The sequence below is a fragment of the Scytonema sp. PCC 10023 genome (genome assembly GCF_963920835.1).
In the GTDB taxonomy this organism is placed as follows: domain Bacteria; phylum Cyanobacteriota; class Cyanobacteriia; order Cyanobacteriales; family Nostocaceae; genus Kalymmatonema.
Map to the genome: position 1 here is coordinate 1 of NZ_CAWUDP010000089.1, position 13423 is coordinate 13423.

At 45.7% G+C, this 13423-nt stretch carries 10 protein-coding genes and 1 pseudogene; 5 read left to right on the forward strand and 6 right to left on the reverse strand.

The window, feature by feature from the left end; genetic code table 11:
• Positions 1-516 (forward strand): VOC family protein (locus tag ACM0OZ_RS36790; RefSeq protein WP_414587785.1); only part of this gene is annotated, 516 nt, incomplete at its 5' end.
• Positions 517-530: 14 nt separating this feature from the next.
• On the forward strand, positions 531-1151 hold the full coding sequence (locus ACM0OZ_RS36795) for a TetR/AcrR family transcriptional regulator (protein ID WP_414587786.1): 621 nt from the start codon (positions 531-533) through the stop codon (positions 1149-1151).
• Positions 1152-1775: 624 nt separating this feature from the next.
• Here the strand turns inward: ACM0OZ_RS36795 and ACM0OZ_RS36800 are convergent.
• The 3 genes and pseudogenes from ACM0OZ_RS36800 to ACM0OZ_RS36810 form a co-directional block, all read right to left on the reverse strand.
• A complete protein-coding gene (locus ACM0OZ_RS36800; protein ID WP_414587787.1) occupies positions 1776-2249 on the reverse strand; it encodes a nuclear transport factor 2 family protein in 474 nt (157 codons plus the stop codon).
• Between the two features lie 38 nt (positions 2250-2287).
• On the reverse strand, positions 2288-3370 hold the full coding sequence (locus ACM0OZ_RS36805; RefSeq protein ID WP_414587788.1) for an RNA-guided endonuclease InsQ/TnpB family protein: 1083 nt from the start codon (positions 3368-3370) through the stop codon (positions 2288-2290).
• 260 nt (positions 3371-3630) lie between these two features.
• Positions 3631-3753: pseudogene (locus ACM0OZ_RS36810) on the reverse strand (helix-turn-helix domain-containing protein); the annotation flags it as partial.
• A 52-nt stretch (positions 3754-3805) separates the two neighbouring features.
• On the opposite strand from ACM0OZ_RS36810, the gene ACM0OZ_RS36815 reads away from it, so the two are divergent.
• Both ACM0OZ_RS36815 and ACM0OZ_RS36820 read left to right on the forward strand, forming a co-directional pair.
• A complete protein-coding gene (locus ACM0OZ_RS36815; protein ID WP_414587789.1) occupies positions 3806-4048 on the forward strand; it encodes a hypothetical protein in 243 nt (80 codons plus the stop codon).
• A 200-nt stretch (positions 4049-4248) separates the two neighbouring features.
• Entirely contained in the window at positions 4249-5934 is a 1686-nt protein-coding gene (locus tag ACM0OZ_RS36820; RefSeq protein ID WP_414587790.1) for an NAD(P)H-quinone oxidoreductase subunit 4, read from the forward strand.
• Positions 5935-6504: 570 nt separating this feature from the next.
• Here the strand turns inward: ACM0OZ_RS36820 and ACM0OZ_RS36825 are convergent.
• The 3 genes from ACM0OZ_RS36825 to ACM0OZ_RS36835 form a co-directional block, all read right to left on the reverse strand.
• Positions 6505-8088: an alkaline phosphatase D family protein gene (locus ACM0OZ_RS36825; RefSeq protein ID WP_414587791.1), complete on the reverse strand. Its 1584-nt coding sequence runs from the start codon at positions 8086-8088 to the stop codon at positions 6505-6507.
• Between the two features lie 448 nt (positions 8089-8536).
• Positions 8537-10060, reverse strand: coding sequence for a flavin monoamine oxidase family protein (locus tag ACM0OZ_RS36830; RefSeq protein WP_414587792.1), 1524 nt, complete (start codon positions 10058-10060; stop codon positions 8537-8539).
• Between the two features lie 289 nt (positions 10061-10349).
• Positions 10350-11138, reverse strand: coding sequence for a hypothetical protein (locus tag ACM0OZ_RS36835; protein WP_414587793.1), 789 nt, complete (start codon positions 11136-11138; stop codon positions 10350-10352).
• Positions 11139-11683: 545 nt separating this feature from the next.
• Between ACM0OZ_RS36835 and ACM0OZ_RS36840 the strand changes: the two genes are divergently transcribed.
• Entirely contained in the window at positions 11684-13315 is a 1632-nt protein-coding gene (locus ACM0OZ_RS36840; protein WP_414587794.1) for an AAA-like domain-containing protein, read from the forward strand.
• The last annotated feature ends 108 nt before the right edge of the window (positions 13316-13423 follow it).

A 13423-nucleotide genomic window follows, 5' to 3' on the forward strand; every position in this document is an offset into this window, starting at 1 on the left:
CGAAACTCGCGTAGTGAGTTAGAACCCCCTGCATTTATGCATGGGGTATCTCAGATACAGAATAAAGTTCAAGCACAAATCTCAGGCATTGATCATCTAACCCTTCCTGTGCATGATCTCGACCTTGCTGAGCGCTTCTACACCCAAGTTTTAGGTGCCAAGGTAGTGTACCGAACTGAGCGATCAAGACAGATGCCCTTCATTGCCATCACGATTGGAGACAGTCCTTTGATCGATCTATTTTTCCAACCTTGGGGGCAACCTGCTGTGAATCAGGTCAATCCCCATCTTGCTTTTGCAGTCCGTGGTGAAGACTTGCTGGATCTCAAGCAACGCCTGATTACTAACCATGTCCCCGTTGCAGGTCCCATTCGCTTTGGACCACCCGGACACGGATCGCTCTATTTTCACGATCCTTCTGGCAACCATCTGGAATTGTGTGCCAGAGATTTTACGGGCGAAGTAAATTTAGAACCGTATAACATGGAAAAGCTATCCTATCAATGGCAAGGTTGAGCGCACGGTAATCAATGACAACGACAAGGCAACGGCTTTTAGATGCAGCAGAGCGGGTGATTCGCACAAAAGGGTTAGCAGCAGCCTCAACCCGTGAAATTGCCCGTGAGGCAGGCTGTGCGGATGGCACGCTCTACAACCACTTTGCTGATCGCGCCGATTTATTTGTGGCGATTTTCTTAGAAAAACTGCTGCCGGACTATTGGGATGCTCTGTCAAAATTGCCCTATCGCATTGGCGAGGGAACGGTTCAAGCTCACTTGGAGGAGTTAGCGCAAATTGCCCTTGCCTTCTACTACAAAGCCGCCCCCATGAGAGCGGCTTTGTTTGCGGAACCAGAGCTACTTGAACGATATCGGGAAGCACTCAAATCACAAGCTCAGAACCGAAAGCAGGAGCGTCCTGCCCCTGTGTTAGCCGCCTACTTACGGGCAGAACAGCGGCTCGGTCGCGTCGCTGCCCAGGCAAATCCAGCGATCGCTGCTGAGGCATTTTTTGGAACCTGTGCAAGTTATGCCTTGAGGCAGTGCTTTTTTGGTGAGCCTCCGAACCCTGAAGCAGATCGTCAGTTTGTGCAAGAACTGGTGCGATCGCTAATGGAAGGATTGTCACCCCGCGAACCTTCAAGCGATTGATATTGATGGTCTGGGCAACTGCGATCGCAAGCAAAAAGCAGTTGATCACGTTTCCTGTGCAGTTTGCCAATTTGGATCAACTTCAGCTGCGTGTTAACATCCACGCTTAGGTTTTGCTTGCTAGAAATTGCACGATTGCAGCAGTATCTGAGTGAAGTACCCCATGAGTGCTTCGCTGAAAAAGGGGCTTCCAATTCCAGTTCCGCAACGACGGTCTTATTCGTATGAGTGAGTTTCCCGTCTCATCCGCCGACGCCTCCTCAAACACGCCAGAACCCTAGGTCGGGAAACCCTCCTGCAGTACTGGCTCCCGTGTTTGATTTGGTCTTACTCCGCGTCCACAGGCAGCCGCCCGTCAACCAAGGGCAGTTAATTTCTTTTCCGTACATTCCTGTATGGCTTATCTTTTACCGCAGAGGGTAATCATACGAACCAGTGACCGGAATCTTTCCCCCTTGCTCTCGCTAGTTACTGACGCCGCGCATCCTTTCTGCTACTTCGTGTTGTGGTCAGCCGAGTGGTGAGGGAGCCAACCAATAATAGTGTAGCACCTGAACCGGAGAAATTCTGGGGAAAACCTAGAAATACGGGCGCGATTCTTCGGACATTCACGGACGCGCCCCCTCAGGGTGAGCATACGTCGCAAATGCCCTCCTGAGCGCCCGCTCTCAATCTCCACCCTATGAGTACATTGAGGGTGGAGCCTTCCGCGCCTCGGTAAAACATTTGGGATTCAACAATTTTTCCATTGCGCAGTTTATAGACGTTTACTGCTGGCAAATCGATCCTTCTGCCGCTGCTCAGTTCCAGTCCTTTCAACCGCCAAAGCGCGATGACATACTCTGCACAGTCCAGAAAGACAGCATCCAATTTTCGCTCGGCTGGGGAGGGTTTGAAGGGATTCCAAGTTTGAGCAGCGCCTTCAATATGCTGCTTTGCTCCTTCAAGACCATGATAGATGCCGCCATACGGCAGTGATTCTGCATCGCGGATGACAATCTCAGGATCATAGGTGGCAAGAACTCCAGCGACATCGCGTTCTTCTACAGCCTTAAATAGACGGTGAGTATTTTCTATATTCTCTTGACGCTCCCACACCTAGAAGGTGTGGGATTCTTAAAGACTAAGCCAAGTCTTCAATATCCCATAAACTCAATTGAGTTGGCGGGTTCCCAGGCACACCTTGGAAAGCTATTTCTAGCACGGTGTTGCTTCCTTTTACCCGTTGTCGATTCAACGGTGGGCGTTTCAAACAGTATTAACTGTTTGGGTTTCACAGAGTCCCTGCGTACCTTTTTAAGTTTCTTGATTACTAACCCGTTTTGTTGTACAGCACGGGTTTTGATGTTGCCCGCTGCTTGTTTGTCTGCGTGTGCTTCATGTCCGCATGATGTGCAAACAAACTTTTCTCCAAAGCGAGACAAGGCATCAACGACGCCGCACTTAGAACAGGTGCGGCTTGTATTTTTTGGGTCTACCTTGAAAAAACTTTTTCCCGACTTCGCAGCCGCGTACTGAATTTTTTCTATCAAAGTTCCCCATGAAGCATCGGAGATGGAACGATTCAAACCGCGTTTAGCGGATTGACCATTTTTGAGAAATCGACCTTGTTTAACATCATCAGGCTTGGGTTTACACTTTGCCTTCATCCCTTTGATGTTCAAGTCTTCTACGCTAATAGCATCAGCCTTATTAACTATCTTGTTGGCTACAAACCATTGATAAGCACTACGTTTATCGGCGTGTTTTTTGTGGAGTCGAGCCAGTTTTTGTGCTTCAAATTTGCGATTAGCGCTACCAATATTTTTCCTGGATAATCGTCGCTGCCTGATTTTTAAAGTACGCTTTTCTTTTTTGGAGGTACTGGGGCGAGGATTGTCAAAGTCAGAACCATCTGAACAATGAACAAGCTTAGTCAATCCCATGTCCAATCCCACAATAGTATTAACTTCTTTTGGGGTCGGATAATCAGGAACCGAATCATCTTTAATTAATATACTCGTGTACCAACCATCTGCTTTTTTACGCAGTGTTACAGTACGAATCTGGAATCCTTGTGGAATAGGACGAGAATTATAAAAACGCATCCACCCTATTGATGGCAGATATATTTTGTTCCCATCGAGCTTAACGTCACCTGGCTTGTACTGGAAAGAACGAAAGTTAGACCTGTTTTTAAATGAAGGAAATCCGCGACCATGTTTAAAGAAGCCTTCCATTGCCGTGTCAAGACGCTTACCCTGATCTGCAACACGTTTGAGTGGATCGCTTTATACCAAGGTCTAGCTTGCTTCATTTCTGCCAAATAAGCATCTTGCATTAAACTTACAGAACGCTTTTTGACTACTCCGTTTTTGTCTGGGTTTTTCCAAGGATTATGCAAGTTTGAGTTTTTGCTCAAAGAACACGTCAACGGATATTGCTCAGATTTGGTTCTGATGTCGCAATATCCACCCATGATAAAGGTCTGATAGTAGCCATCAATGCGATCAGCTAGAAACCAGTTATACAGGCTACGCTGCATATCTAGCCAAGAATCCATCATTTGAGACTGACTTTGTTTAGGGCGTAACTTGTATTGGTAACTGACCTGCATTGACATATATTCCTTATCGACCTATTTTTAGCATAGACGTGCGTACTAATTACTGTCAATGACTAAAGGACAAAAAAGACTAAGAAATACTCCCGTTTTTTACGACGAGCTCAAAAAGTCTCATACCGTTAAACTAACCGATACTGCTTGGCACGAAATCAACAAAGTAGCTCAACAGCAAGGTATCAGCGCTAGCGAGTTGATTGAAAGATGGGGACGGGGACTAAAGGAGCCAGCGCTGCAGGAGGGTTTCCCGACAGCAGGCGACTGGCGTTCCCCTACGGCTTCCTCCCACCCCTGAAGGACGTTAAAGGGAGAAAACTTCTTGGTTTTCTCCCTTTAACTGGTGGGCTTCCGCCTTAAATTTTTGTGAATTTTGATAATCATCTCTGCAATTATAGATATCCCTATATGGCTAGCTGGGGTAAAGACTAATTTATCAATGTTTACAAAGTTGAGTACAATAACTTTATTCAAATATAAGTACTTTTGCTCACTGTTATGAGAGTGGATCAATTTCCTTGGCTCACCATGATTGTGGTGCTGCCACTCGTTGCTGCGCTGCTTATTCCCGTACTACCCGATAAAGATGGCAAGCGCGTGCGGTGGTATGCACTAGGCGTAGGAATCGCGGATTTTGTCTTGATGTGCTACGCCTTTTGGAAGCATTACGATGCGAGCAACGCTACTTTTCAACTTGCACAGAAGTATGCCTGGGTGCCTCAGTTAGGTTTTAGCTGGGCAGTTTCAGTTGATGGACTATCTGTCCCACTCGTGCTTCTAGCAGGATTAGTAACGACACTTTCGATCTTTGCAGCTTGGCAGGTTAATGTTAAGCCCCGACTGTTCTATTTCCTAATGCTGGTGCTCTATTCTGCACAGATAGGGGTGTTTGTAGCCCAAGACTTGCTGCTGTTTTTCATTATGTGGGAGCTAGAATTGGTTCCCGTTTACTTGCTTGTCTCTATTTGGGGCGGGCAAAAGCGCCGCTACGCAGCAACTAAATTCTTATTGTATACCGCAGCTGCTTCTATATTTATTCTGGTAGCAGGGCTGGCAATGGCTCTCTACGGCGGCAATATGACCTTCGATATCGCCGCGCTCAGCATGAAGAATTTCCCACTAGCGCTAGAATTGCCACTTTATGCAGGATTGCTGATTGCGTTTGGCGTCAAGCTGGCTATTTTCCCTCTGCACACTTGGTTGCCTGACGCACATGGTGAAGCTTCTGCTCCGGTATCAATGATTTTGGCTGGTGTGCTGTTGAAGATGGGCGGATACGGATTGATTCGCCTGAATCTGGAACTTCTGTCTAACGCACACATTTACTTTGCACCGATTCTAGCCACTCTGGGCGTTGTCAACATTATCTATGGTGGGTTGAACTCCTTTGCCCAATCCAATATGAAACGTCGCCTAGCATATTCGTCAGTGTCCCACATGGGTTTCGTACTGCTGGGTATTGCGTCCTTTACCGAGTTGGGAGTCAGCGGGGCGATGTTGCAAATGATATCGCACGGTTTAATCGCAGCGGTGCTGTTCTTCCTGGCAGGCGTAACCTATGATCGCACTCACACGATGGCGATGGACAATATGGGCGGTGTTGGTCAGGCGATGCCCAAAGTGTTTGCTCTGTTCACAGCAGGTGCGATGGCGTCACTAGCTCTCCCCGGCATGAGTGGCTTTGTCAGCGAACTCTCGGTCTTTGTTGGCATGACGACCAGTGATATCTACAGTTCGTCTTTCTGTACCGTGACAGTCTTCTTAGCCGCAGTGGGAGTCATCCTCACGCCGATTTATCTGCTCTCGATGTTGCGACAGGTATTTTACGGTTCTGGTGTCGCACCTACCTGTGATATTAACAATGCAGGCTTGGAGAATCAAGAGGATGAGGGAACACTTTGCTTCGGTACGGACTGTCTCCTACCTACCGAGGCAGTCTATATCGATGCTAAACCACGTGAGTTGTTTATTGCTGCCTGTTTTCTGCTGCCGATAGTTGGCATTGGATTCTACCCCAAGCTGGCTACGCAGATATACGATGTGAAAACTGTCGCTGTGAATGCTCAGGTTCGCCAATCCTATATCCAAATTGCACAAACAAATCCGCAGATTTATGCTAAGGGATTCTTGGCTCCTAGAATTACAGAGCCTGAAGTAGCGCCCGTTTTGGGAATTGTCAAGTGAACTTATCGACCCTTACTTCTATGGAAAATCGATCGCTCTTTCAGGGGCGATCGCAGGGTTTGAACTGCAACTTTAGGTATAGCAAAACTTCCTTCAACTTCTAGGCAAATCTAATCATCTATAGTCAATTGTTCCAATTTTGGTGCAGGTAATTTAGCTATCCATGCCCTGACGACATCTGAAACAGCTAGTCCTCTTCTTTTAGCTTCTTGTTCTAGTTGTAATACTAACGATATCCTATTCCATGGCAACATTTCCAGCTTGGAAAACCATCGGGTGCAGATTTGTAATGCATACTTTAGAGTGAGAAAGGGGTTGCCGACAGCAACCCCTTTCTCACTCTCTCACAAGGCTGCGTGGCGATTTCACTTCAAAGATGGGCTTTACCACCCCATTAAATAAAAGTCCCCTAACTTACAGCACTTTTCATTGATGTTTTCATTTATTTGAACCACATCGAAAGTAGGGGTACAGCAATGCTGTGCCCCGGAGAGCGTGGTCTATTTACCTGAAAATAGCTGTAAGGTTTAATACAGCCAAAAGGTGAACTATCTGGTGATGCTGCTTTCCCTAGCTAATTTGCTCAGCGCCTGGTTGCCCATTCAAAACGATAAATGAAGCAAGGTTGCTAATTGTAGCAGTGTCTCGATTAGCAGTTGTCGAAACGCTTCGGTAGTCACTCTGCCAAGTGTCGTGTGTAACTGAAGCGCGGACATAGCCACGAACATCGCCGTTAAAGAACTTGACGTGCGGATTTTCTGATAGGCTTGCTTGGACGTTAGAAGCCCACGGACATAGAGAGCTAATTGACGTACCAGCAAATTCGGTTGCTAATGTTTTGGAGTTTGGGTCGTCAAAGTTTTTCTTCAAGTCCTGGGTGCAGAAAGAGTGCCAGTCTCCTGTAATAACGACAGGATTCGACGGATGACGACTCTCAATAAAATCTAGAATTCTTTGCCTCGCAGCGGGGTAACCATCCCACTGGTCCATATTAAATGCCTGCCCTGGTCCTGGTTGGTAGTCAATTTGCCCAAACCAAATTTGCTGAGCAAGAACATTCCAACGGGTGGAAGATTTACCTAATCCTTGGAATAGCCACTTCTCTTGTTCTGTGCCAGTCATAGTCAGTGACGGGTCAAGTCGTTCCGGACAGTCTGGTGCTGATGGGAAAGTTTGCAAGCAGACTTGGTCGGAACGATACTGGCGAGTATCAAGAACATGGAAAGAAGCTAGATCACCAAAAGTAAACCGTCGATACAGCCTCAAGTCGTCCCATGGAAAGGATGGTTTAATGCGTAAGGGCATATGCTCGTAATATGCTTGGAAAGCTGCTTGACGGCGTTGATAAAATTGTTCGGGTGACTGATTGTCTGGGTCTTCTGGAACAAGACCTGCCCAGTTATTGTCCACTTCGTGGTCATCCCAAGTCACAATCCAGGGGAACGCTGCGTGAGTTGCCTGTAAATCTGGATCACTTTTATACAGACCATAGCGGTTGCGATAGTCGTCTAAAGTGATAATTTCTGGACTATTGTGCTGACGTACTCTATTCGTATTAATTCCGCCTTCATAAAGATAATCACCTAGGTGAATAACAAAGTTCAGGTCTTCCTCAGCCATGAATTTGTAAGCTGTGTAGAAGCCGCTTTGGTACTCTTGGCAGGAAGCAAACGCAAAGTCAAGTCGGCTAACAGGTGTGCGATTATCAGGCAATGTACGGGTGCGCCCAATAGGGCTAATTTCACTCCCTGCTTTGAATTGATACCAGTAAACTTTGTCTGGTTCCAGTCCTCGGACATCAACGTGTACAGAGTGAGCTAAATCAGCAGATGCGACTGCAATTCCTTTTCGCACGACTTTTTTCATATTGGGATCAGTCGCCACCTGCCATTGTACTTGGACATTCTCCTGTGGCATACCACCCCCGTTAATTGGATCGGGAGCTAGCCGTGTCCACAAAATAACTCCATGGGGCAGTGGATCGCCAGAAGCAACACCAAGAGTAAAGGGGTAGCCAGAAAACTTTGGCTGTGCGAGTACCCGATGTGACCATTGGCTAGCAACAGTAAAACCTACTAAACCTCCAGCACCAATTAACAGGTTTCTCCGTTTAAGTCTTACCTCGAGCAAACGTTCAAAATTTAAACGGCTCACAAGTTCCTCCTTGTCTGTTATTGTCAACCCAAACAGAAGAGAGTATTGATTTCGTTAGGTGTGGTTAGTACAGAGACTTTTTCAGCAAAACTCAATATGGGAAACGACTGGTTAGGATGTAGCAATGCTAGTTTCCCGCAGAATACGCCCGAAGTGTCTTTGCACCCGACGATATCAATTTCACTCACTTAGCCTTCTTGTTTTCCTTTTTTTCTCAAACAGAGATTATCACCGGAACGTTAAGTGTGCTTCAAATTATTATCAATTTGCGGTTAAAACTGAGTTAATAGTGTGGGGTGGCGCTACGAGGAGAAAGATAAAAAAGCCCGCTTTGGGGCGGGCGAAACAAAAAGGGATTTATTAGCTGAATTGAATATGGACTGTTAGTTGTTAAATTTTCTTGATGCTTACCTCCGAACTGTAATAATTTAGATGAACGTGGTTATAACTACCGAACTCCAACTGTGACCATTTGAGGATTTTTGCTCCAAGAATTGGCTACGGGCACAGCAGTGGATTGTGCAACGCTCTTGTGCTTAACGATATCGTAGACCGCTTCCAGTGCTGACTCAATCGAACCTTGTAACCATGCTGGGAAGCGAGAGCAGTGTTCACCAGCAAAGAACAGAGTGTTTTGAGGTCTTTGCGCTTTGAGGTAACTGCTAGAGCCATCTGTCGAATCCCAGTGAATTGTGCATCCGCCAGCACTCCACTTGTAGTTACCCCAAGCAATGGATGCTTTGTCCACTATCACACCAGGTGTATTCAGTTCAGGATGAATCTTGCTTACAGTGTTTTGGACGTAATCAAAGCGCTCAGACTCAGACATCATCCCCATGCGTTGAGCATCGTCACCGATGGTGTAGCTAGCCAACATCACGCTACCATGCTCAGGATTGAACTTTACGCTAGGGTAGTATGTTTGACGCACACCTTCACCACTGAAAGAAGCACCACCTTTGATGCCTTGTTTATCCCAGAAAGCCTCGCGAGTGTGAAAGGCAACTTTCGTTCCGGGGCAGTAAACAGTGTTGTGAATTGAATCGAGTTTATCATCATCAAAGCCGCTCAATTCCAACTTGCGTAATACACTGAAGGGAATCGTGCATAGTACATAATCGCAGTTCTTGGTGTGCAACTGTCCGTTTTCCTTCCAAGTGATTTGGACATAGTCATTTTGCACGCGCAGGGCAACGATTTCTTGGTTACACTTGATAGAACCTTTGATTGAAGCTGCCAAACGTTGGATGAGTTGATCCATCCCACCTTTGAGTTGCAACAAGTCATGGCTGGTTTCTGTCATGATGTCGCCGAGGAAAATATCCAATCCTTGAGAACACTTTGCCCGGAAGCTTGGGTTTTGTCTCAGGAATGAGTGCAAGTCAATCGTTTCGCCGTCTTCGCTAAAGTAGGGGTTTAAATCTAAGCGCTCTAACTCATCCATCAAGTGAGAGTTCAAGTCGCGTTCAAAATCAGAACGGAGATTACCAGGAGCGATAGTATTAATAATAGTTTTGAGCCAAGCTGCAAAGGCGCGAGTTCTTTCACTGTAGCGAGTGTCACTGAAAATACCGCCTTCTGTTTGTTGCAGAACACCAGGTGCGTCTTTCATTTTCAGCACTTGTCCGTTGATGTTCATCATTGCGTTGCTTTCCTCAAACACTGTCATAAACTTACACAGTTTGTCAGACAGTCCCATTTCATGTACGTAGTGCAGAGTCATTTCGTGGTCGTTTGGGATACGCATTGCTCCCAGTTCGGCGTAGGGTGCATCAGGGGAGTTACCAAAGCGGTGTGTCCATACCCGTCCACCGATGCGTGGGCTACCTTCCATAATTTCGACTTCATGTCCCAGGCGCTCTAGCTCATATGCTGCTACTAAACCTGCGATACCTGCGCCCAGTATCGTGATCCGTTTGCCTTTTTGAAAGTTTACCAGTTGGAATTGCTCAAGTAAAATTTTGGTGTCCATTGTTCCAGCTTCCCTTTTTTGTTTGTGTGGCGGCGGTTTTGATTTCAACCGCCTCTGTTCTTTCATAAGGGAGACTAGAAATTTTTATGCACTTCTGAAAGCAGGGCTGTTTCATTCCACAAGAGAGAAGAGTTTGTCAATATCGTTAGATATAAATCGTTGGGCGCAAGTGACAGAAGAATAACCATTACGGTGCAGAACATTGAGGGCGATTGGGCGAAGCCCACTGCCCTTCGGGCAATCGCTCCGGGTGCGTGTCCTCTGGACTCAGCCAATCGCTTTTTAGCTGCTAAAAATACAGAGCGCCCAGTATCTCTTCTGCTTTCTCTCTTTCCTCTCTCGCAGTTCGCAGCATCATCCATTCAGTTGCGTCCTTTGGATTCGGAAGCCTGTTGATGAGTTCGTTGGCTTCCCTGATTTGGCTGAGGAGCGATTGAATTTCTTCGCTCTGAGTATCCATATATTGTGCCAATTCCTCCTGTGCCCCCTGCCAGCTTTGGGGTACTTCCTCATGGCGCTGGATGAGATTAGATAGATACAAGGGGAGCGGTAAGCCTGATTTTTTGTATCCGCTTTCAATGGCGAGTGCCGCATCTCCATCCGTGAGGCGCAATACAAGAGTGCGCGAGCCTTCCCGATTCCTCTCCCATTCGATCACAGGCTTGGGCATCTTTGGCTGTGGTGGCTTCTGGTGCTGTTTAATTTTTTGAGCAGCAGATAACTGGGTGTCGTTCTCAGTCAAGTGTTCGACGGCGTCCCCATTTCGCTTCTGTCCAAGTTGGAGCAAGACATATAAACCAAGTTTTGGGGACAACTTACTGGGGAGATTATCGGCAATCTCAGCAGCTTTGATGAACTTATTCAACTGAGTTTTTACCAGTCCTACGCTCTCTAGTCCCCTTACATACTGGCGCTTTGTTTCTGCTTTTACCTCAGCGAGGTACTGCCCAAACTTTAATTGTTGCTCGTTAATAAACTCGTACCACTCTTTTACTCTGAGAAATCTCTCGTCGATTTCACCAGAAATGCCAGAAAATTTTGGGCAGGCGATCGCATCCGTGATGTTTTCTGTTATCATGGCTTTAAGAAATATATAATGTTTCAAACAAAAGCGCCTACTTTGTCAGAGCCGGGCGCTTTGTTTTATTTATTTTACCACGATAGCGGGAATTTCTTAGAGGAAATTGGAGGGCGATTGCGCAAAGCGCAGTGCATAAAGGCGATCGCACTCCGCGCACTGCCCCGAATCGCAACCTTTCCAGTATTCAGACAGCCTAGTCGCGATTTAGGGCAGTGGCTTGGGCTAATCGCAAGAAAAAATATTTGAGTGGAATCCGGAATCCTGGAATCTGGTTTTGTAACTTACTTTGTCACTAAAAAACAGTGACGCATCAAAACTTATCGATGATTTAATTTATTAACTTTTAAAATCACTATAACTAACCAAGCCACACTGTTTTTCAGCAGTGTGGTCTTATAATATGCATTTTTTATTCAATCCACAAGTACTGCGGTACAGACACCATCCTTTATTATTAAGTGCATAAGCAATGAGTGCTTGCACTTATACAAAAGAGTCTGTGTCAATGCGAGGTCATAACTCTTGAACACCTTAAGTTTCTCATGAGTGATAATCCCAGTCCAAACCGAAAAATCCTGCTGATGTCAGCAAATCCCTCTGGAACAAGCCCATTGCGTCTGGATGAGGAGATGCGCGAAATAAAGGAAGGGTTAAGACGGGCAAAGAAACGCGATCGCTTTTCAATAGATCGGGCAGAAGCAGTACGCTACAGAGATATACACAGAGCTATTCTGGAATACGAACCGCACATCATTCACTTTTCCGGACACGGTTCTTCTGAAGATGGTTTGGTATTTGAAGATGAAGCGGGTCAAATCAAGCTAGTTGATGCAGAAGCATTGGCAGGATTGTTTGAACTGTTTGCTGACCAAGTTGAGTGTGTTGTCCTTAATGCTTGTTATTCAGAGTACCAGGCAAGGGCGATCGCACAACACATCAATTATGTTGTAGGCATTCGTCAGGCAATCCAAGATAAAGCAGCAATTGAGTTTGCTGTGGGTTTTTATGATGCACTCGGAGCAGATAAGAGTTATGAGTTTGCTTATAAACTAGGTTGTAGTCTCATTCGGGTAGCAGGGATACCACAGCAACTCATTCCTCAACTTATGACTCAGAATAATTTACAATCCCAACGTTCAAAAGAAACACTACCTGGAAATTATACACCAGAACCAGATGAAATCATATATATTGAACGACCGCCCATTGAGGAGAAAAGCTTTGGTGCGATTGTACAACCAGGGGCGCTGATTCGCCTTAAAGCACCGCAGAGAATGGGAAAAACTTTACTATTGGAGAAATTGCTCGACTATGCGAGAGAGCAGGGTTATCAAACAGCTAAATTAGATTTGAAACTTGCTGATACTGATACCTTAACTAGCTTAAAAAGTTTCTTGCAGTGGTTATGCGTTGATGTTTCTGATAGTTTAGAACTTCAACTTAAGGTGAACGAATACTGGCAAGATATCTACGGGCTGAATAAAAACTGTACTCGTTACTTTCAAAAGTATTTACTCTCAGATATCAAAACTCCTCTGGTCTTTGCTATAGATAATTTTGAACGGTTATTTGAATATCCTGATATTTTCTCCCCATTTTGCTTGCTTCTGCGGAGTTGGTATGAAACAGCGAAACAAGGGGACAAAGTTGGTAATATTTGGAAGAAACTGCGGTTAGTTGTGGTTCATTCCACCGAAGTTTATCCATCCTTGGATACCAATCATTCACCGTTTAATGTTGGATTAGCGATAGAGTTACCTGAATTTAACCTTTCTCAGGTCATAACTCTTGCCAACCAGTATGAATTAGATGGACAGTTGGGAGAAGATGGATTTCGTCAGTTGATGCAGTTGGTAGGAGGACACCCATATCTTATACAACAGGCTTTAGCCAACCTCAAGAGTCAGCAAATCACTCTAGAAGAACTTTTAAGCCTTGCGCCGACGGAACAGGGAATTTTTAGCGACCATCTGCGACAGGAACTGTGGAATTTACAACACAATCCTCAGTTAGAATCAGCTTATAAAAAAGTGGTGATGGCAGATGAACCTATGAGACTTGATGCGGAAGTTGGGTTTAAACTGCACAGCTTGGGGTTAGTGAAATTCTCTGGTAATGATTGCGTTCTCAGTTGCGATTTATATCGTCAGTATTTTTCCATGCGTTTGGGGTAATATGATGTCCAACGAATTAACCATAATCCTGACGTTACCCCTCCCTAACCCTCCCCTTGCCAAGGGGAGGGTGCCGATAGGCGGGTGGGGTAGATTTGTCATGGGTAA